The 18,947-nt window shown below is 61.9% G+C and carries 26 protein-coding genes and 2 pseudogenes; 9 read left to right on the forward strand and 19 right to left on the reverse strand.

The window, feature by feature from the left end; genetic code table 11:
- Positions 1-124: 124 nt before the first annotated feature.
- Positions 125-334 (forward strand): hypothetical protein, encoded by a 210-nt coding sequence (locus tag HP556_RS14300; protein WP_089267048.1) that lies wholly within the window; start codon positions 125-127, stop codon positions 332-334.
- 81 nt (positions 335-415) lie between these two features.
- On the opposite strand, the gene HP556_RS14305 is transcribed toward HP556_RS14300, so the two are convergent.
- The 3 genes from HP556_RS14305 to HP556_RS14315 all read right to left on the reverse strand — a co-directional run bounded on the left by HP556_RS14305 (position 416) and on the right by HP556_RS14315 (position 2,727).
- Entirely contained in the window at positions 416-727 is a 312-nt protein-coding gene (locus HP556_RS14305) for a hypothetical protein (protein ID WP_175367456.1), read from the reverse strand.
- Between the two features lie 76 nt (positions 728-803).
- Complete coding sequence (locus tag HP556_RS14310; RefSeq protein ID WP_175367524.1) at positions 804-2,153, reverse strand: DNA-packaging protein; 1,350 nt, start codon at positions 2,151-2,153, stop codon at positions 804-806.
- The gene (locus HP556_RS14315; RefSeq protein WP_175367457.1) at positions 2,041-2,727 is read right to left on the reverse strand and encodes a hypothetical protein; all 687 of its coding nucleotides are present in this window, start codon (positions 2,725-2,727) and stop codon (positions 2,041-2,043) included. The genes HP556_RS14310 and HP556_RS14315 overlap by 113 nt, the downstream gene beginning before the upstream one ends.
- A 265-nt stretch (positions 2,728-2,992) precedes the next feature.
- Between HP556_RS14315 and HP556_RS14320 the strand changes: the two genes are divergently transcribed.
- Together HP556_RS14320 and HP556_RS14325 are read left to right on the forward strand one after the other, a co-directional pair.
- Complete coding sequence (locus HP556_RS14320; RefSeq protein ID WP_175367458.1) at positions 2,993-3,622, forward strand: hypothetical protein; 630 nt, start codon at positions 2,993-2,995, stop codon at positions 3,620-3,622.
- Positions 3,623-3,726: 104 nt separating this feature from the next.
- A complete protein-coding gene (locus tag HP556_RS14325; protein ID WP_175367459.1) occupies positions 3,727-4,410 on the forward strand; it encodes a hypothetical protein in 684 nt (227 codons plus the stop codon).
- 59 nt (positions 4,411-4,469) lie between these two features.
- Here the strand turns inward: HP556_RS14325 and HP556_RS14330 are convergent.
- From HP556_RS14330 to HP556_RS14340, 3 genes and pseudogenes are all read right to left on the reverse strand, one after another.
- Positions 4,470-4,697 (reverse strand): annotated as a pseudogene (locus HP556_RS14330) (phage major capsid protein); the annotation flags it as partial.
- Between the two features lie 72 nt (positions 4,698-4,769).
- Entirely contained in the window at positions 4,770-5,702 is a 933-nt protein-coding gene (locus HP556_RS14335) for a hypothetical protein (RefSeq protein WP_175367460.1), read from the reverse strand.
- Between the two features lie 178 nt (positions 5,703-5,880).
- A pseudogene (locus tag HP556_RS14340) lies at positions 5,881-6,087 on the reverse strand (phage major capsid protein); the annotation flags it as partial.
- A 120-nt stretch (positions 6,088-6,207) separates the two neighbouring features.
- On the opposite strand from HP556_RS14340, the gene HP556_RS14345 reads away from it, so the two are divergent.
- Positions 6,208-6,528 carry a hypothetical protein gene (locus HP556_RS14345; protein WP_175367461.1) on the forward strand — a complete coding sequence of 107 codons (321 nt, stop codon included), beginning with the start codon at positions 6,208-6,210 and terminating at the stop codon, positions 6,526-6,528.
- Between the two features lie 36 nt (positions 6,529-6,564).
- On the opposite strand, the gene HP556_RS14350 is transcribed toward HP556_RS14345, so the two are convergent.
- On the reverse strand, positions 6,565-7,824 hold the full coding sequence (locus tag HP556_RS14350) for a phage major capsid protein (protein WP_175367462.1): 1,260 nt from the start codon (positions 7,822-7,824) through the stop codon (positions 6,565-6,567).
- A gap of 215 nt (positions 7,825-8,039) precedes the next feature.
- On the opposite strand from HP556_RS14350, the gene HP556_RS14355 reads away from it, so the two are divergent.
- Positions 8,040-8,207, forward strand: coding sequence for a hypothetical protein (locus tag HP556_RS14355; protein ID WP_175367463.1), 168 nt, complete (start codon positions 8,040-8,042; stop codon positions 8,205-8,207).
- A 149-nt stretch (positions 8,208-8,356) separates the two neighbouring features.
- Here the strand turns inward: HP556_RS14355 and HP556_RS30390 are convergent, their stop codons facing one another.
- The gene (locus HP556_RS30390) at positions 8,357-8,488 is read right to left on the reverse strand and encodes a hypothetical protein (RefSeq protein ID WP_276509738.1); all 132 of its coding nucleotides are present in this window, start codon (positions 8,486-8,488) and stop codon (positions 8,357-8,359) included.
- Between the two features lie 201 nt (positions 8,489-8,689).
- Here HP556_RS30390 and HP556_RS14360 point away from each other — a divergent pair, with 201 nt between their 5' ends.
- Positions 8,690-9,601 carry an outer membrane protein gene (locus HP556_RS14360; RefSeq protein WP_175367464.1) on the forward strand — a complete coding sequence of 304 codons (912 nt, stop codon included), beginning with the start codon at positions 8,690-8,692 and terminating at the stop codon, positions 9,599-9,601.
- A 28-nt stretch (positions 9,602-9,629) separates the two neighbouring features.
- Here the strand turns inward: HP556_RS14360 and HP556_RS14365 are convergent, their stop codons facing one another.
- The 3 genes from HP556_RS14365 to HP556_RS14375 all read right to left on the reverse strand — a co-directional run bounded on the left by HP556_RS14365 (position 9,630) and on the right by HP556_RS14375 (position 11,023).
- Positions 9,630-10,346 carry an HK97 family phage prohead protease gene (locus HP556_RS14365; protein WP_175367465.1) on the reverse strand — a complete coding sequence of 239 codons (717 nt, stop codon included), beginning with the start codon at positions 10,344-10,346 and terminating at the stop codon, positions 9,630-9,632.
- Positions 10,347-10,612: 266 nt separating this feature from the next.
- Positions 10,613-10,795, reverse strand: a complete 183-nt coding sequence (locus HP556_RS14370; RefSeq protein ID WP_175367466.1) for a hypothetical protein — start codon at positions 10,793-10,795, stop codon at positions 10,613-10,615.
- 12 nt (positions 10,796-10,807) lie between these two features.
- Positions 10,808-11,023 carry a hypothetical protein gene (locus HP556_RS14375; RefSeq protein ID WP_175367467.1) on the reverse strand — a complete coding sequence of 72 codons (216 nt, stop codon included), beginning with the start codon at positions 11,021-11,023 and terminating at the stop codon, positions 10,808-10,810.
- Between the two features lie 194 nt (positions 11,024-11,217).
- On the opposite strand from HP556_RS14375, the gene HP556_RS14380 reads away from it, so the two are divergent.
- Complete coding sequence (locus tag HP556_RS14380) at positions 11,218-12,228, forward strand: tetratricopeptide repeat protein (protein WP_175367468.1); 1,011 nt, start codon at positions 11,218-11,220, stop codon at positions 12,226-12,228.
- 50 nt (positions 12,229-12,278) lie between these two features.
- On the opposite strand, the gene HP556_RS14385 is transcribed toward HP556_RS14380, so the two are convergent.
- The 8 genes from HP556_RS14385 to HP556_RS14420 all read right to left on the reverse strand — a co-directional run bounded on the left by HP556_RS14385 (position 12,279) and on the right by HP556_RS14420 (position 18,118).
- Positions 12,279-12,428, reverse strand: a complete 150-nt coding sequence (locus HP556_RS14385) for a hypothetical protein (RefSeq protein ID WP_158596823.1) — start codon at positions 12,426-12,428, stop codon at positions 12,279-12,281.
- A gap of 22 nt (positions 12,429-12,450) precedes the next feature.
- Positions 12,451-12,993 (reverse strand): hypothetical protein, encoded by a 543-nt coding sequence (locus HP556_RS14390; protein WP_175367469.1) that lies wholly within the window; start codon positions 12,991-12,993, stop codon positions 12,451-12,453.
- A gap of 5 nt (positions 12,994-12,998) precedes the next feature.
- Positions 12,999-13,256: a hypothetical protein gene (locus HP556_RS14395; RefSeq protein ID WP_089267034.1), complete on the reverse strand. Its 258-nt coding sequence runs from the start codon at positions 13,254-13,256 to the stop codon at positions 12,999-13,001.
- Positions 13,257-13,331: 75 nt separating this feature from the next.
- Positions 13,332-14,012: a metallophosphoesterase gene (locus HP556_RS14400; RefSeq protein ID WP_175367470.1), complete on the reverse strand. Its 681-nt coding sequence runs from the start codon at positions 14,010-14,012 to the stop codon at positions 13,332-13,334.
- Between the two features lie 172 nt (positions 14,013-14,184).
- Entirely contained in the window at positions 14,185-15,015 is an 831-nt protein-coding gene (locus tag HP556_RS14405) for an outer membrane protein (RefSeq protein WP_231077348.1), read from the reverse strand.
- Positions 15,016-15,222: 207 nt separating this feature from the next.
- Positions 15,223-16,428: a phage portal protein gene (locus tag HP556_RS14410; RefSeq protein ID WP_175367471.1), complete on the reverse strand. Its 1,206-nt coding sequence runs from the start codon at positions 16,426-16,428 to the stop codon at positions 15,223-15,225.
- A 36-nt stretch (positions 16,429-16,464) separates the two neighbouring features.
- Positions 16,465-17,736: a DNA-packaging protein gene (locus HP556_RS14415; protein ID WP_175367472.1), complete on the reverse strand. Its 1,272-nt coding sequence runs from the start codon at positions 17,734-17,736 to the stop codon at positions 16,465-16,467.
- A complete protein-coding gene (locus HP556_RS14420) occupies positions 17,705-18,118 on the reverse strand; it encodes a hypothetical protein (protein ID WP_175367473.1) in 414 nt (137 codons plus the stop codon). Before HP556_RS14420 ends, HP556_RS14415 begins: the two co-directional genes overlap by 32 nt.
- 85 nt (positions 18,119-18,203) lie before the next feature.
- Here HP556_RS14420 and HP556_RS14425 point away from each other — a divergent pair, with 85 nt between their 5' ends.
- Both HP556_RS14425 and HP556_RS14430 read left to right on the forward strand, forming a co-directional pair.
- A complete protein-coding gene (locus HP556_RS14425; protein WP_175367474.1) occupies positions 18,204-18,473 on the forward strand; it encodes a hypothetical protein in 270 nt (89 codons plus the stop codon).
- A complete protein-coding gene (locus tag HP556_RS14430; RefSeq protein ID WP_170849707.1) occupies positions 18,443-18,907 on the forward strand; it encodes a hypothetical protein in 465 nt (154 codons plus the stop codon). Before HP556_RS14425 ends, HP556_RS14430 begins: the two co-directional genes overlap by 31 nt.
- Positions 18,908-18,947 lie beyond the last annotated feature (40 nt).

Below are 18,947 nucleotides of genomic sequence, written 5' to 3' on the forward strand. Positions count from 1 at the left end.
GCATTGTCTTGCGACAACATTGCCTGCGACATTGTGATAGTGGCGTCTCTCATTCTTGTGAACTGCATTTCCGAAACGCCTCCCTAGCTAGAGGGGTGCTTCAGAGCATCACGGGAAGCCGGTTATGGGAAAAGAAGAAAAGACCGAAGCCGAACTTGAGGAAATGATCGCCCAGCGCATTGTTGTCGGCGGCGTCTATGTGTCGGTCCGCAGGGATGCCCTGCTCGGCTGGCGGCCGATGGTGATCACCGCGCCGAAACACGCCACCTATGCGCAACAGCTCGCCGACGAAGTGGCCGTGGAACTGCGCAAGAAGTTCGTGCTGAAGGATTGACCCTGTCCGCACCAGGAATTCCGGGCGCATGGTCCCATGCAGCAGTATCGCCTGCGGCAGCAGCCCATGCGCCCGTATCGGCTAGTCCTTCTTCTCCGTCACATTGCTGATCGTCTTGACGCCATTGCTCTCGGTATAGGTCACCGTGACGCGCTCGCCGGCATGCAGCGACTCCGGAACCGTGCGCAGCCTGAATTTCTCCACCGCGCCCGGCGTATTCGCGCCGACGGTTTCGCCAGCCGGCGCCTGCTTGATCACCACTTCGCTGGTGGTGCGATCGAGGATGGTGACGACCCCCGTGAAGGTCTGGTCAGCAGCCTGAACTGCAGACCCCGCAAAGGCCCCCATCACGGCAATCACCGCCGCACACGCGACGCGTTCGGTCAGTCTCATTGTCGTTCTCCCAAAGCTTGCGTGAATGGAGGTAACGACGGCAGCGGGGGAATGGTTCCGTGGCTTCGCGCGATTGTCACAGCAGCCGTATGCGCGGCCCACCGCTGGTGAAACTGCTCATCAGCGAGGTAATCCCCCACACCATGGCGTCGAGCCTGTCAGGCGAACGCCCGCTCGACAGTCCCTCGACTCCGAAGTCGCACATCTCGTCTTCGAGGTCGGGGAAGCAGCCGACGTGTTTCACCTTGCCTTGCTCATAGAGCGCCGCCACCGGCTCGGCGCGCAGATATTTGCCGCGCGTCGCATGCACTTCCTTCAGCGGCACCGTGTGATCGACTTCGCGCAGCACCGCGCGCACCATCTCGCCGCCCATATTCACTTCGGCAATGATGGTGTTGGCATTGAGCCGGCGATACAGCGCCACCGCCTTGCTGGCCCAGGCCGAGGGCGACAGGCCAGCCGCCGAGGCATCTTCCAGCACATAGAACCAGCCGCTCTCGGAACGCCCCACCGCGACGATGCCGCAGGCATCGGCGCCCTTGCGCGAGGTGCCCGGTGGATCGATCGCCACAACGATTTTCGACAGCGCCGGCGGCTCCGTCACGCGGCACGCCTCGATCAGCGCGCGCGACCATAGCGCATCCGGCCGATCCTCGATCAGCTCGCCATCCAGCTCCTGCCGTCCCATCCGCGTCCCGGCATAGCGACCGACCACCGCATCGAGAAAGGTCGGCGACAGATAATGCTTGTTGGCTATTGTCGGTGCCCGCGTCACCCGCGTGCGCGGGTCGACCAGCAGCCGCTTGATCAGTGGCAGCGGGCGCGGCGTTGTGGTGATCAACTGCCGCGGTCTCGCGCCAAGCCGCAGCCCAAACTGAAGCGTATCAAACGCCGCTTCGCCATAGCGCCACTTGGCCAGTTCGTCACACCACGCCGCTTCGAATTGCGGACCGCGCAGGCTCTCCGGTTCATCGGCCGAGAACACCTGCGCGACGGCGCCATTCGGCCATTCCAGCCGCCGACGGGACACGGTCCAGAGCGGCCGCTCGGCCTGTGGTGATGTGTGCAGGATACCGGACTCGCCCTCCACCATCACCTCGCGGGCGTCCTGCCAGGACTCCCCGACCAGCGCGATCCGGCGATGCGCGTGGTCGGCATATGGGGGAATCCCCAGAGCCATGGCCCGCACCCATTCGGCGCCGCAGCGGGTCTTGCCCGCACCGCGCCCGCCGAGATTCAGCCATGTCGTCCACGGCCCGCCATTGTTGCCGACATCGGCATGCTCCTGATGGCGATGAGCGAGGACGGCAAAATCATGATGGAGACGAAACTGCGCCGGCAGGTTCGTCTGGCTGAGCCAGGCCTGTGTCAGACCGGCTGCGGACAAACGCGTCAATGCGGCGCGCAAGCTCTCGACGGAATTCATCGGCATCGGAGGGCAATTGGTCGTGTTCATCGGCGATCGAGCTCCCGGGCTCACGCAGGCGGCGCACCTTGAACAGCGTTTGCGTCAGCGCCGACAACGTGCGGGCAATCCGCTCTGCTTCAATGGTGCGGCGGGAGGTGCTGCCAGTTTCCGAACGCAGCCGTTCGACCTTTTCCAATTCCTTGGCAACCGCCAGCTCCAAGCGCAGCGCCAAGGACGGCTCGACGAGCGGCGTTGCCGCATCGGCAACGGAATTTTCCGAGACCGGCCGCTCATCGGAGTTATCGCCATTCGTCGCAGCATCCAGAGCATGCGCGACCGCCAGATCAAGCTGCAACGCCGCCGGCAGATCCCGCGCCACCCGCTCCTTGCGAAGCAGCCAGCCATTTACACGCGCCAGTCGCTCTATGGTGCTGCGATGCACACCAAAATCGGCGGCAATGGCCTCCAGAGACTCATTGGATTCCTCGTAGCGCTGCCGCACATTCTCGGTAGCCGCGGCGGTGAAGCCTCGCGCGCGCTGGATGGGCGGTTTGTTGACCATCTGCACGACCTGAGCAAGCGTGAGCGACATTAATTGATTGATGGGTAACCGTGATGTACTCAGGACAGGGTAAGCCCGCACTGTTGCAAATTGCAGACCTTATCGCCTACGTCAGTCAACGCTGCGCAAGCGGTGGGCATACACCAAACGATTCAAGAAGCTCTACGACCAGATCAAAGCTGAACAGAGCAAGCTTGGAATAGCGCCAGACGGCGGAATTGGAATTAACGTTCCAAACAGCGTTCGAGACTACATACCAGCAAGCTCAAGCTCGTAATTAGGCGTTTTGGATAGCATGCTAGAAGTTTTCAAAGCTTACCCATTGGCCTATGTACTGCTGGTGGCGGCGCCTGTCATCGTCGGAATTTTTGGCGCCTTAGTTGGTCATGAGAACCTCGCAACCCGCCTAAGAAATGATAAACAAATAGATCGGATTGAGGCTCGCCAAAACGACGTGGCTACAGATGTAAAGCACCTTCGCGTGCCTGTTGAGACGATTCGACGTTACGAAGCACAGCTATCAGCTGCGGGGCAAGACTCTGAAGTATTGAAGCGTTTACTTATGCAATACGATCAACTTACATCGTCGATAACGAATTGGGAAAAATCTATCGGCCGAATTGATCAGGCGGAGCGAATTGCGACGGCTGAGCACATTGTTAAAGAGATGCAGACCGTATTGCGGACGACCAAACTTAAACCTGGCCCCGGTGGAGACTTGCTTATAATTCAAACGGGCACCAACACTTTTCGGGTTACTTTTGGAGTGCCTATGCGAGTCGCGCCAGATCTCAAATTTACAGATATTCCATCAGGGTCGACAGCGAACGTACTCGAGAAAACGAACCTTGGATTTGTCGTTATTTTCACTCCTAGCAACATTCTTGTTGAAACACTCAATTTTACAGCAAGCGCGGAGCTTTGAGCAGACGACGTTTCTTCAACTATAATCTTGAGTAGCGGTGGCGCTTGTTCCTGACCAAATGAACGATTCCGGCGTCTTTCTCTCAGCATACAGGAGCGGCGTTGATGGCATCAAACTCCACGGTCGGGCTCGGCATACTCGCATTAGCTATATTCACTCACTTCGCGAACCATACTCGCGACATGTACAAGGAAGGTCGCACCAAAAGCGTCTTTGGCGCACTTTTCCTCGCTACAATTCCCCTCTTCGCGTTTCTTTTCATATGGACAGCAAACGAAGGCCCTAGCGACATGCTACGGAATATAGTTCTTGGCTTAATAGGCGCGATTGCGGGTGCTTCCGCCTTAATTTGGCTAGGTTATTTCGTCGACAACAAAGCCAAGACTACGGTTGAAAAGGATGTTGCCAGCCCGCCCGTCAGCGCACCGGCGGTCCCGCCGACGTTGCCAGCAGCTGCTTCGAAGCAATTCACCACTCAGACCATACGCTCTCTCAAAGCGTTATATGATGGAAGGACGGCTCTCCAAGCGGACGCACTAGTGAGACCTTATAAAGGCCTCTGGATTAACACTACGGGAGAGGTGATACTCATTAATAGCAATCCCGCAGCCCTTCTGAAAAACGGGGATGATACAATAGAATGCTGGTTCGGAAAAGAATGGGCAAATGTTCTTGGGCGCTATGGGAAGTCTGATCCGATGCAGGTAATTGGAAAAATTTCTGAGGTACAGAATGGTGCTCAGATTTATCTTGCCGAGTGCGAGATTGTCGGCACTACACCTAACTAACTAGCCCGATATTTTCGGAGGAGAGCGAGCACTCCATCGGAAGCCCCCCTTTGCCCCCCTCAACTCACAGCAAACTTTAGCACCTTGATCGCATCGAAGTCCTGTACCCCACCCCCGACCCGCTTGGTCGTGTAGAATAGCACATAGGGCTTGGCGCTGTAGGGATCGCGCAACACCCGCACGCGCTGGCGGTCTACGATCAGATAGCCGCGGCGAAAATCGCTGAATGCGATGGACAGCGAGCTTGCGGCGACATACGGCATGTCCTTTGTGTAGGCCAGCGGAAACCGATCAGGCCTGAGCGATCCCCGGCTGCGACCAAAGATCGCTCAAGCGTTCGTGCGACATTTCTTAAAACGTCAGCTTCCAAACAGTGTCTTCGCAGACTCGTTGACCGTCTTATAGGTCGAAACCAACTGCCCCACGGTCGCAGCCAATGCTTCGGCTCCTTTGGCAAAATCCTCTTCCGTCTGCGCAGCAACCATCATATTGTTCGCTTGGCGTATTTTTTCAAATGCAGATTTTTCAATGTGTGGAATCTTATTCAGATAGTTTCTGTACTGCGTTCTGAACGTATAGTAGTTGCTATCGAGATCCACGACAGAAACCGGCTTTGATGGTTGAGCCATATAATCACGGATATAGATGAATTTTTCTCGCGTACACTCACGCCAGGCATTGACGTAGAGTTGTGCGCGATCTCCCACGATATGAAATCTCTCTTTCAATCGAGTAATCATCGCGTCGACCTTCGGCTGCATATCACGAGCCGTCTGCATGATTTTCCTGTTCGTAACGTTACTGTCGATGTCGTTAGCCAATTGAATGACCGCACTCGATACCAAACTTACCGCCTTTGCTTCCTTTTCAAACACAACGCTATAGCCCGCGATTTCAGCTCCAGCAGCGATGATTCGATTGACAGCCGCGCGTTGGGCAACCCGCTTGCTCTTGTCTTGGTCAAACTGCGCAAGAGTATCGGCATAGGCGGATAGATTGTAGAGATCCGCTAGTCGAAGTTTAAGAAGAGCGGCTTCTTGCCGCTCGATGTCCTTTTTCTTGGTGTAGACTGGTGTGAGCCCGTCATTGTCAAGACAGGTTTCCTTCTTGTTAGACAAAAAATATAGCGTGGCGGATTGTTTGGCGAACTCGTCAGCGAGTTCCTGATCGAGCGCTGCGGCATCCGATGCAGTGGTCAAAAGTGCAGTAATCGGTGAACTAACGCCGGCAAGATTTGGTGAAGCACACCCCGACAGAAATGTTGCCGCAGTCAAAGCAATAAAATTTCTCATAATATGGTCCTCCCCCGAAAACAATCTTCGCGAGCTTTCTCCAATCGGACCAACTAAAAGTAATGTTATTACCGTTATGCACAGCCCACGGCCGTACCTCGCACGGGTTCAGATCCCTTCAGATGCAAGTCGGCGCACCGCGCCGCCTTGCATACACTTCTTCATCCAATGCAACGCCTCAACTCACCGCAAACTTCAGCACCTTGATCGCATCGAAATCCTGCACCCCGCCGCCGACCCGCTTGGTCGTGTAGAACAACACATACGGCTTGGCGCTGGTGGGATCGCGCAGCACCCGCACGCCTTGGCGATCTACGCTTAGATAACCGCGCTTGAAATCGCCGAAGGCGATAGAGAGCGATCCGGCGGCAACGCCCGGCATGTCTGCGATACAGGCCGCGCACATCAGATCAGCCTCGCACAAGCTCAGTCTGGCAATCATGCATCGCACAACCGTCGCCATCGCTCTCGCGCAGCGACGCGCCGATCAGAAGGAATGCCCGTCGTGCTGCGCCCGCTCGCCTTCGCCTGCATCGCTGCTGCTGTGACGCTGCCGGCGGCAGCCGCCGATCTCTCGGGCACTCCGCGCTATGGCCGTGGTCAGGTGGTGGAGCCGGCACCGCTTGTTGGCGGCGGGCGTTTCCTTGCCGTCGAATCCCCGCCATTCGACAAGGTCACCACCTATTCGTCCCCGGGCGGAGCTCCAATTCAGGTTCACCGTTATTTCGGCCCGCCGCAGGTTTCCTATTACTACAGCCACTATGGTGTGCCGCCGGAGCTGCTTGTTGGCCGCCAGCAATTTGGCTGCAACTACCGCTATTGCTGAACCAGGCAATGGCGGACGACAACACATCGCCCGCCCTCAGCTCACCGCAAACTTCAACACCTTGATCGCATCAAAGTCCTGCACGCCGCCGCCCACCCGCTTGGTGGTGTAGAACAGCACATAAGGTTTGGCGCTGTAGGGATCGCGCAGCACGCGGACGCCAACGCGGTCGACGATGAGATAACCACGCTGGAAATCGCCAAAGGCCAATGCGAGCGCATTTGCCGCGATGTCCGGCATGTCCTCCGCTTCCACAAGCGGGAACGTCATCAGCGTGGCGCGCCCTCCGGCCTGCGCCGGTGGCTGCCAGAGATAGGCTCCGGTGGAGTCCTTGAACTTGCGGATGGTCGCCTGGGTCTTGCGATTCATCACGAAGCTGCCGTTCTGGCGATAGCCCGCTTTCAGGCTGTAGATCAGATCGATCAGCACATCCGATGGGTTGGAAGCCGCAAACGCTCCCGCCGCGCCGGAGGCGATGTAACCGAGATTACCCCAGCTCCAGGATGCATTGGCCACCGTGGTGTAGCTGAGAAATCCCTTCGGCTTGTTGACGCCGTCGCCTGCCACGAACGCCGCGCCTTCCTGCATGGCGAAGACCAGTTCGACTTCGGAGGCGATCCACTGGTCGAGATCGACCGCGCTATCATCGAGCAGCGTCGCGGTCGCTGCCGGCATGGCGTAAAGCTCCATCGCCGGAAATGACAGCGCGTCGAATGTCGCCGACGTCGTCTGCGTCCGCGCGTCGGTTTCGCCAACCCAGCCCGTCGCCGGTCCTGCCGTCATGAACGGCTTCTTGTAGACATTGCCCGAGATCTCGCGCACCGACGCAATGCTGCGGATCGGCGAGATCGCCATCACGCGCTGGTTGATCGCGTGTTCGAGCTCCACCGGCACCAGATAGCCACCGTCGGCATTGCTGCCGACCGACATAGCCTTGGTCTCGATCTGGCGCAGGCCATCGACATCGCCGGCACGCACATAGGCATCGAAGGCACTCTTGTGCTCGCGCGCCACGCCATCGCGCGGCTGCCGCCGGATGCCATCGATCGAGGGCCGCGCCTGGCGCAGCGCCAGATCATCGAGCCGCCGATGCTGCGCATCCAGCGCCCGGTTGATGCGATCGACTTTCTCCTCCAGCAGCACGTCGCCGCGCTTGTGCTCGATAACAGCCAGTCGCTCATCATTGGCGGCCTTGAATTCCTCGAAGGTGTGTCGCAACTCGTTATAGTCGTCGCGCGCGCCGGTCGAGAAGCCGGCTTTGTGCTCGGGAGCAGTGTCGGTGATATCGAAATTCACGGTGTTCTCCGGGGTTGAAGACGTCAGTCGTCTGGGTAGAGACATGGCGAAGCTGCACGCGCAACGACGTCGCGGACGTTCACTGGTCCTGAACGATCGGCTCAGGGCCGATGGAACGGCCTAGCAGCGACATGAAATTTGATCTGGAACAGGGAACCCACTAGCCTGAACGGCGTTTAGGCTCGTCCGATAGAGTGACACACACGGAGTTGGCGATGACGAAGCATGCGCAACCACCGATGACGAAATACGACCAGTTCCTGCAACAGGCACAGCAGGAAATGATCGCCTTCGAACAGCGCGAGAGCGCGTTCCGCAGGCAGGACCGCGAAGAACGCGCCGAGCGCCTGCATCTGCCGATCGATCGCGCTGAACTGCATTAGAGCCGACTTGCTCTAGAGCGGTCCGCGCGTAGTGCGCGCTCCGCGGAGCGCAGCGTCGCAGCCGATTTTTCCCAGCGCCATTTTCCTTCCGGCGCGAGAGCGTAGCGAACAGGCCTGTGCAGGCCCGCGCGCTGCGCTCCCGCGCCGTGTCACCGACGCCGGTGCATCCGCGGCGCCGGCAAGACCTGTCCGATGTGAGCTTGCGAGGTTTGTCCATTCGCGCGCGGCAGCGCAAAGGCCGCCTTGTGCTCGGGCGCAGCGTCGGTGATGTCGTAGGTCATGGTGTGGTTTCCGTTGGGGGTTCGTGAACGTTGGAGGAAATCGGGCACGCGAACGCGCCGCGCGCGGCGTTGATTGGCGATGATCGAGGTCACTTGTCTCGGACGCGGCGGAACTGTGCGGAATGGCACAGACCCGCCTCCCCCGCTCTGCCTAGGCTGCTGCAAGCGGGGATTCGCCCCCGCCGCAAAGGGGGGAACGACATGCGCAACATCACCATGACTGGAATGCTCGCCGGCCTGGTCGCGGCCGGAGCCGCGCAAGCGGCCGATGTGACCGTCAAGGCACCGCGGCTGCCGCCGGCCGAGACCTCGTGGGTGCCGCACTCCGGCTTCTTCGTCGGCATCGGCGGCAGCGCCAATACGCTCGATTTCGGCACCCAGAATGTCTATGCGGTGGGGACGTCGGACGTCTTCACCAACGGCGTGCTGACCTCCTCGGGATCGGCCGCCGGCCCGGCGACGCTGTATCCGGACGACCGGGCGCAGATCGCCTTCTCGGCGCAGGGCGGCTACTTCTCCCGTTTCTCCGGCAGCGACTGGCTGTGGGGCGCCAAGTTCGGCTACAGCTATCTCGGCGCCAGTTCCAACATCCGCGCGGCGCTGCTGCCGCAGGTGGGATCGTTCACGCCGACCGGCACGAGCACGGTGGTGCCGTTCACAGGCAACGCGCTGGTGCAGTCCTACCAGATTCATATCGATCACCAGATGACGTTCGTGCCCTTCATCGGCCACGCGTTCGACCGCGGCTTCGTCTATCTCGGCGCCGGCCCAACGCTGACCCGGGTCCGCACCGACCTCAACGGCTTGATCGGCTTCGCCGACCTCAACGGCATCCGCACCGACGTCTCCGGCGCGCCGATCAACCTGACCAGCAAGAGCTGGGTGCTCGGCGGCGCCGCCATGATCGGCGCCACCTACTTCCTCGATCCGACCTGGTTCGTGGATGTGAACTACATGTTCGCCATGACCGAAAACAACACCGCGAACTATGCGAGCCCGTTCACCAATCCGAACGGCACCGGCGGCACCACCAACCAGGGCACCATGGTCGGCACCGCCGCCGCGCGGACCCAGACCCAGGCGATCACGATGACGATCAACAAACTGTTCTGAGCGCGCATCGCGGCGCGGCGCGTTGTCCTTAGCGCCCGGCGAACCGGGCGTGGGCGGCGACGCCGTGCAGCGCGCGTTTGCGATCGGCGCGGGCGCGCAGCGAACAGGCCTGGACAGGTCCGCCCGCTTTGCGCCCACGCCGGATGACCAGCGCCGGTGCATCCGCGGCGCCGCTCAAATCGGTGCAATATGAGTCGATGACGTGTTGGCCGGTGAGCTGGGTCCAGTCGCGCTCGGCCTGATCGCGCAGGCGCGAGCGCGGCGCGTCCTTCACGGCACTCACCCGCGCGCCGTTCAGCAGCGGGAATGTGACGATGGACACTTCCCAGAGATCGACCTGATAGAGTTTGCGCACCCGCGTCTTCGGCTCGATCTGGCCACGCTGGGTGCGATAGCCGATCGACAATCCGTCCACCGCACCGGCCTGCAGCAGCGCCAGCAATTCGCGGGCGCGTGTCACATCCGGGATCAGCCGGCCCCGCGCCCATAATCCGCGCAGGTCTTCCTTCATCTCGAGCCAGACGCCGACGGGCTCGGAGGGATCGTGCTGGAACAGCATCGGGATCTTGCGGAGACCCCGCTGCTTCAGCGTCTGCGTGAAGGCGCCGGGCATCACCATGTCGCGCGCCTGGTCGATTTCGCCGAACAGGCTGGCATAGCCCTCGATCACGCCGTCCGGCGTAAGTGCGAGGCGCGCGGAGAATGGCTGGGGGGATGGCCAGGGAGATGGCAACGGGGCATGCATCGGCGGCCTCGCAACATGCGGGGGAAGAAGAGAGAGGAGAGCAACAAGCTACGGCGGAGATGTCCCCTCTCCCCCGGGCGCAGCGCAGCCACGCGAAGGCGGGGTCTGACGGACGAAGTCGTCCGCCATGGGTCAGGGAGAGGGGGCGCGACACGCGACGTCGCTTGCGGCGCCCTCTCCCGTCTCGAATGCACGATGTGCATTCGATCCACCCTCTCCCGCGGCGCACGGCTGCGCCGTGCTGGGGGAGAGGGGAAGAAAGCGAACTACACTTTCGCGCGCCGCGGCGGCTTCCGTCGCGCTGCCGGCTTCACCCGCGACTTCACAGCCAGGGCCTTGCGCTGCAACTGATCGAGATGGGCGAGAAATTCTCTGAAAACGCTGAGATGATCCCTGCCCGCTTTGGTCTCCGGGCGGATCGAACGCATCACGTCGTGCAGACTGTCCATGGATGATCCCTTTCAGATGTCGTCGGTGTCGTCGCGCATGCGGTGGCGGCGATGTGCGCGGCGGTTGAAGCGTGCGAGCTGCCGCACGAATTCGTCGAAGCGGCGCGAGGCGCCGGCAAGTTCGCGCAGCGCGAACAAGGCCGCAGCGCTGGCCACGCTCGCCCACAGAAACAAAGCGAGATGCGCGAGGTCGCCGCGCTCGGTAAAGATGCGGATCAGTTCATCCATGGCGATTGTACTTCCATCTTGCGCGCCCCCGCTGCCGCGTTCGCGCGTGCCGTCGAACCTTTCGGCTGACGCCGCCGACCAAGCAGCAACGCCGTCCCGGCTCCCTCGCCATCCGAGCACGACACATGTACCCGAACGCACGATCTGGCCTGTCCTTGCGCCTATCCTTGCGCCTGCCGTTTTGCAGCACGCTGATGGCAATGGCGCTGGCCGCCAGTGCCGCCGCAACGCCGACTTATGCCACTGCTGCCACACTGGCCGGCCCGGGCGGCGATTACGCCATGTGCCTGAAAGGCCGCAGCGTGAAGGCGATGGCCGCCTGCGACCGCGCCATCGGGCTCGACTATTACCGCGGCGGCGATCTGGCGGCGCTGCATCGCAGCCGCTCGCTCTTGCATGAGACCTATAGCGAAACGGATGCAGCCATCGCCGACGCCGACGCCGCCATCCGGCTCGAGCCGGACGACGCATCGGGCTACGCCATGCGCGGCCACCTCTGGCAGGTCATGAAAGTGTATGACCGGGCCATCGCCGATTTCAGCGCAGCCATTCGGCTGCGGCCCGACGATGCAGACTTCTACAAGGACCGCGGCAGCATCTGGTTCGACACCGCCAAACCGGACCAGGCCATTGCCGATTTCGATGCCGCGATCCGCCTCGCGCCGGACGACGCCTCCGCCCATGAGAGCCGCGCCCGGGCCTGGAAAGACAAGCACGATCTCGACCGGGCCATCGCCGATTACAGCGAAGCGATCCGGCTCGATCCCACCAATGCCGTGACAGTCTATTGGCGCGGCCGCACCTGGGACGACAAGGGCGACAGGGACCGCGCCATCGCCGATTTCGAGACAGCGATACGGATCAGCCCGGACTATCCCAGCGCCTATAACAGCCGCGGCGTCATCCACTACATGCGGAACGATCTCGACCGCGCCATCGCCGATTTCGGCATGGCCATCAAGCTCGACCCCGAGTCCGAGCTCTATCTGTTCAACCGCGGCGCGGCCCTGATCGACAAGCACGAGCCGCTGCGCGCTATCGCCGATTTCGATGCCGTGCTGACGCACACGCCCGACAACGCCAAGGCGCTGTATTACCGCGGCGTGCAGAAACGCGTGACCGGCGATGCCGAAGGCGCACTCAACGATATCGCCGAGGCGAACCGCATCGATCCCGACTGGGTCGCGGCACAAACCACACACTAGACGCCTTTGCAGGGGGCTGTTGCACGCAGCGCGATACGCGCCGATATCCGTCAGCGATCGCGGTGGACGTCCCAGTAATTGGTCACGCCTTCGTCGTGATTCCTGCCGCTGGGCGGCGCCCGCGGTGTGTGCAGGAAGGCGCGATATAGAACGGCGAGGATTCCGATCAGCAGCAGCAGCGGCAAGATCCAGTCCGGCATCGGCATGTCCCTTCGTGTGTTACTAGGCCGCAAACAGCGGTTCCATCGGCTGGCCGTGGAGATCGCGCAGATCGTAAGCGGCGCCGAGCGTCACCAGCGCATGATGCAGCAGGCCGAACGGATCGGCGGGAATCCCGAGGCCGAGCTGTCGCTGCAGCAGCGGGCGATTGGTTTCGATGGCCGGATCGTTATCGATGGCGTCCGCGTCCAGGTCAGCGCCCTCGTCATCCAGCATTGCGCGCATCGCGGCCAGATCACCGTCGCAGCCCGATGCGATCTGTTCCCACCAGGGATGTTCGACAACGAGTTCGAGGAATTCCTGCAGGCTGGCGGCGACGATGCCGGCCTGCCCTTCGCTCGTCAGGTGCAATACATGCTTGATATCGCCGACCAGCGCGAAGACCCCGCCCGATCCGTTCTGCCCGACGACCTCGAACGGCTGCAGCGCGGTGACATCGATCCAGACCGGACCGTGGGATTGATTGTCCGTGACCGTGAATTCGAACGGCCACAACATGTCGCGCAGCGCCTGGCTGGCGCCGAGCATCGCCGGTGTCACAGTCATGGCGATCACTCCGTCCGCGTCGCCGCCGCGCGGCGCAGGCGCCAGAACCACACCAGTAGCAACCCACCAGCACCGATGCCGACAAGACCACCGATCACCAGTGCCTGCACGCGCTCAGTGCCGGATGACGACAGTGCCACGACCGCGCCGGCCACGAGGCAGGTCGCTCCTACGGCGTCCCCGACCCATGGCCATCGCGCTGTCACCCAGCCCCAGACGAGCTCGGCAAAAAATTCGACGACGGTTTCGATGATCGAGGACATGCCAGCGTGCCGGTTCAGTTGCGTTGCCGGTTAGGCGTCGCGGCGCGGTCTTTGGTTCAAGAGGTCATATCCGCCTCAAGGCGCCGGCGGCGCGGTGATCTCGATCAGCTCCACCGGCCCGCCCGGCAGCGCGTCATCGAACACGCCGATCACCAGCCGGCCTGTCTTCCAGGCATAGGTGTCAAGATTGCTGCGGCCCTGTTTCAGCAGCGGCCCATCGGCATGGCGGTCATGGCCGTGCACCACATGGCGCGCGCCCTCACCTGCGTCATGGCCGGACGCGTCATCATCCGCATAGCGCTTGGTCATCAGCAATACCGGATCCTGCTGCGCCAGCGGCAGCGCGGGATCGACGCCGGCATGGACATAGACGCGATGCGCATCCATGTGCCACAGCGGCCGGCCATCGAGCCAGTCGATGTCATGCACCGGCACATCGGCGATGTCGCCGCCATAGGAGGCGAGCGCGGTATCGCCGCCTTTCGTCAGCCAGTTTGCCATCGCCACATCGCCGCGCAGCGCGGCGACCATCAGCGCATCGTGATTGCCCTTGAGCATCGCCAGCCGCAGGCCCGGCGCCACCCCTGCCCGCAGCCGCGCAATGACGCGGCGGGAGTCCGGCCCCTTGTCGACATAGTCGCCGAGCACAATAAGCGTGGCGTTTTCACCGGCCCGATGCGTCTCGATCCGCAGCAGTGCCGCATCGAGCAAATCGCGTCGGCCGTGCAGATCAGGAATGACGTAGGTGCGGGGCATCGCGCAATCATATCCCAACTGGCGCGATCTCTCCACCGGCGCAACTGGGCAGCGGTGATACGTCCCGTTCTCTGTCATTCATGTGACATGAGCCGCACGCTCCGTGCATTGCCAGAGAAAAAGCCCGGCACAAGGCCGGGCTCTTACGTTTTCGGGATAAGATCTCAGGTCATCAGTAGCGCGCAACCACCGGGCTGCCGAACTTGTAGTTCAAACCGACGCGCACGGTATGGAATGTGAAATCCTGCGAGATGTTCTCGCGGTAGTTGAAGCCCGGCGGAGCGAAGGTGCTGCCCGGAATATAGGTCGAGTTATAGGAGATGCTGCCGAGGTCGGTGTAGAGATATTCGAGTTTCACCGTCCAGTTCGGCTGGAAGGCATGCTCGACGCCAGCGCCGACCGTCCAGCCGACCTTGGTTTCGCTGCCCGAGCCGGTCTTGTTGTAGCCATTGCTCGACAGCAGCGTCCAGCTGCCCTGCACATCGCCGACCGCCAGACCGCCGGTGGCGTACCACAGCGTATTGTTCACCGCGTAACCCAGGCGCGGACGCACGGTGGCGAACCAGTCGCTCTTGGTGGTCTCCGTGAAATTGCGGGTGATGAAGCCACCATTGAGGCCCGACAAGGCAATCGTCTTGCTCATGCCGGACGCGTTGATATCGGCCTCGAGGCCAAACACCCAGCTGCCGACCTGATAGTTGTAGCCGACCTGCCCACCGCCGACCACGCCCTGCGGGCTGTAGCGCTGGTTGCTGAGGCCGATCAGTTCGTTGCGGAAAGCAGGCGATTCAATGGCCCAGCTGCTGGTCGGATCGAGAACCGTATCGGCTCCGCTGCGACCGAAGCCGTAGCCGACATTGCCGCCGATATACCAGCCGGTCCAGCTGTAAACGGGATCGACCATCACCGGCGCTTTCGTGTATGGGCGCGGCGCCATATCAGCGGCCCATGCAGAGGTTGCGCTCAAGGCGAGAACCGAAGCTGCCAGAATGATCTTGTTCACGAGAATCTCCCAAGTCTGTCGTCTTATTATGTCAGCGATCCTAGGCCGCCCACGGCCCGAATGCTGTCACGCGACGGCAACACCCACGGTCAAACTCAACCCCTGATTGTGAACAAATGCGCAATACACTCCAGTACTGTTCGCGTCTGTCCATAACGTCGGGCGGGTCCGTCCGCACCGCTTGGAGAACGCGTTGCAGTCAGGCCCCTATCCCAGCCTGTCCCCGCCCTCCACCGGCGCATAGCCCACCGCTTCGCGTTTCTCGTTCAGCGTCAGGAAATCCGCGCTGCTGACGCGCTCCCATAGCGCGGTGCGATCGGCGGCGAGTGCATCCACGCGGTCGGTGTCGATGTCGATGCGGATGCCGTCGCCGAACGCGGGCGCCAGCCATTGCGCCAGCGCGTTGCCGGTGCGCGCCGCCAGCGGCAGCACGGTTTGGCGAAAGAACACGCGGTTGGCTTCCTGGAAATTCGCGAATGTATTGTCGCCGGGAATCCCCAGCAGCATCGGCGGCACGCCGAAAGCCAGCGCGATCTCGCGCGCGGCATTGTGCTTGGCCTCGAGGAAATCCATGTCCTTCGGCGTCAGCGACATCGCCTTCCAGTCGAGCCCGCCTTCCAGCAGCAGCGGCCGCCCGGCATTGGCGGCGCCCTGATAATTGCCCTCGAGTTCGCGCTTGAGGCGATCGAATTGCGGCTCGGACAGCACCGATCCCTCCGGTCCCGCATAGACCAGCGCCCCCGACGGCCGCGCCGCATTGTCGAGCAGCGCCTTGTTCCATTTCGACGAGGCGTTGTGGGTGTCGAGCGCGGTCGCGGCGGCGTCGATCGGCGCCAGACCATAGTGATCGTCGAGCGGATGAAAGAAGGTCAGATGCAGGATCGGCGGCACGCCGGACGCCTGCTGATCGAAGCGCACGCTGCGGCCGCCGACGCTGTAGTCATAGGCCTCGGCCCAGCCATCGCTGCCAGGCACGACTTTCATGCGGTCCGGCCGCAGCGCGTAGAGTTCGCGGACCTCGTGCTGCCGCACCTCGTGCTGTCGCACCTGCGTGTCGAGCGTGACGGCTTCGACATAGGCATTGCCGGCGAGCAGCAGATGCGCATAGAGCGTCTCGAAGAACACCCCGCCATCCTGGCGCGGATTCGGCCGCGTCAGCAGCTGCGCCAGCGGATGCGCCTCGCGTTCCTGCGCGCCGTCGAAGACGAGAAAGCTGCAGGCCGCCGCATTCTCGGCGATCAGCCGGACGGCGCGGTGCACGATGGCATTCGACAGATAGCCCTCACGGGCGAGCGCCGCAAAATCCTTGGGTGTCCAGCGCGCACGCCCGCCGCTCTCGAATGCGAGCACGCGCGCGGTGCGCGACGCCTTCACTTCCGGCGCCGCCAGATAGGCTTTCAAGCGATCGAACATGATATGATCCAATTCAACTGTGCACGGGACACGAGGTCACAACACCCTGATCCTTGGCCCATCCCCGCGCGGCACCAGCGCCAGCGAGGCGACAGCCCAGACCATGGCGTCGAGACGATCCGGCGAGTGCCCCGACGACAGCCCCGAACTTGCGAAGTCGCACATCTCGTCTTCGAGCGCGGCAAAACTGCCGACGTGTTTGACGCGGCCCTGCTCGTATAAGGTCGCCACCGGCTCGGCGCGTAGCCACTTGCCACGCAAGGCACGCACCGGCGTCACCGGCACGGTGTGATCCACTTCGTTGATCACGCTGCGCACCATCTCGCCGCCCTGATTGACTTCCACCACCAGCGCATCGGCCTCCAGCCGGCGCCACAGTGCGATCGCCTTGTTGGCCCAGGCCGTCGGCGTCACCGACGAGACGGTGTCGTCGGCCAGCACATAGACGATGCCGCCCTCGGCGATCCCCGCGGCAACGATGCCGCAGCAGTCTGCGCGCTTGCCGGACGACACCGGCGGATCGACCGCCACGACGATGCGTCGTAGCGGCGGTGCCTCGCGCACGCGGCACTGTTCGAGCAGCCCCCGCGACCACAATGCATCGGACCGATCCTCGATGATTTCGCCGTCGAGCTCCTGTCGGCCGAGCCGTGTGCCAGCATAGCGATCCATCACGCTCTGCAGAAACGTCGGCGCGAGGTTGAACGCATTCACTACGGTTGCGGCGCGCGTCGTCACCGTCGTCGGATCGCCCATCAGGCGTTTCAGCAGCGCCGTCGGCCGCGGCGTCGTGGTGATCATCTGCCGCGGCCGGTGGCCCAGCCGCAGCCCGAATTGCAGCATGTCGAACGTGGCTTCGGCATAGCGCCACTTCGCCATCTCGTCCGACCATGCGCAGGAGAATTGCGGGCCGCGCAGGCTCTCGGGATCTTCCGCGGAGAATACCTGTGCGACGGCGCCGTTGCTCCATTCCAGCCGCTTGCGTGACGGCATCCAGACCGGGCGCTCGTGATCCGGATGCACACTGAGCAGCCCGGACACTCCCTCGATCATCACTTCACGCACGTCGTGTTCGGTTTCGCCAACAAGCGCAATACGACGGGCTTTTTCGTGCGCTAGTGGCGCCTGACCGAGCGCCTGCGCACGCACCCATTCGGCACCGGCGCGTGTCTTGCCTGCGCCTCGTCCGCCAATCATGAGCCATGTCAGCCACGGCGCACCATTCGGCGCGATGTCAGGCGGCACCTGATGCGCATGCGCGAAGACATTCCAGCACTCACTCAGGAAGCCTCTCTCGCCCCGCGTCATTCCCGTCGACAGGAATTGGCGGTCGCCCGCCAAGCCGTCTTGCAAGACGTTCAGCAATGCGTCGACGGAGTTCGTCGAGGTCTCGGGGGCGGTCGTCATCTTCGGCGGGCCTCTGTTCGTTGCCGCCCTGCACTTTCTTCAGTTCGGTCAATGTGCGCGCCAGGGAAGCCAGCGTGCGGGCGCGGCGCTCGGCCTCTGTGCGCAACGCTTCATTCAAGCGCCGGCGGCCAACGATCTTCTGGATCGAATCGAGTTCGCGTTCGATGGCTTGGGTAACGCGATCGGTCAGCGGCGCGTCAGGCGGCAAATCATTGAACCGATCGACGGCCGTTCGCCGTCTTGCACGCGGAGCGCTGGACCGCTTCTTGGTAACAGCTTTCATTGCGGCCGGTCGCTTCTTGATTTGAGTTGGAGGTATATCAACTTCAGCAGCGGATGCTGGTTTCGGCCTCCCCGGTCCGGCGAAGATGGTCGTTGCCGCAATCGTCCTCTTCCGGGCCGCCACGCTGGCCCGGATTTTTTCAGCGGCTGCTGCCATGGTGGCCGGGTCAACGGCGCTCCATGTTTTCTGTGAATTCTTTACTTTCGAGTTCTTGGAGCTCTTCTTCGCCGCCCTTGGTTTCCGCGCGGCCTTCACAACGACAGCAGCCCGCGCCGGCTTTCTCGCCGGGCGGGCTATTGGCTTTCTGACCATGTTGGGAACTCGTTGCTGCTGTCAGTCGATCATGCCGGACTGACTGAAATTGATCGGCCGATCGCCGAAACCGATCACGTCCTGAAGAACACAAACCAGACCACGCCGAGGATCAACACAGCGAGGCCGAGGCTGATCGCCAAAAGCGCGAGGATCGACGGGCCCGGTTCGGCCTGGCGTGCCTCCGTCGCGGATTCGACGATCTGCTCTTTTTGCTTGGTTGCCGAATTCCTGATTATCATGGCACCCTCGTTTGGCTTGCTGTTGGATGCCGATGAGATTCCTTGCGGCACCGTATGGAAAGCAACGCAGGATTTGGATCGATGTTCCGGGTATTCACCGCACACCGGGCTAAACAGCGCGGCGCAGATTCGCCGCCAATCAGCAGCGGCGTTTCCTGCGAACCCAATTGTGGAGCATGCCGCAAACCTACTTCGACAGCGCAACGCTGTCAAGGCTAAAAATCCTAGAATTTGAATTTAGTCCTGAAATCGGAATTTTGTCCGCGCGATCAACG

The sequence above is a fragment of the Tardiphaga robiniae genome (assembly GCF_013359755.1).
Classification (GTDB): Bacteria; Pseudomonadota; Alphaproteobacteria; order Rhizobiales; family Xanthobacteraceae; genus Tardiphaga; species Tardiphaga robiniae.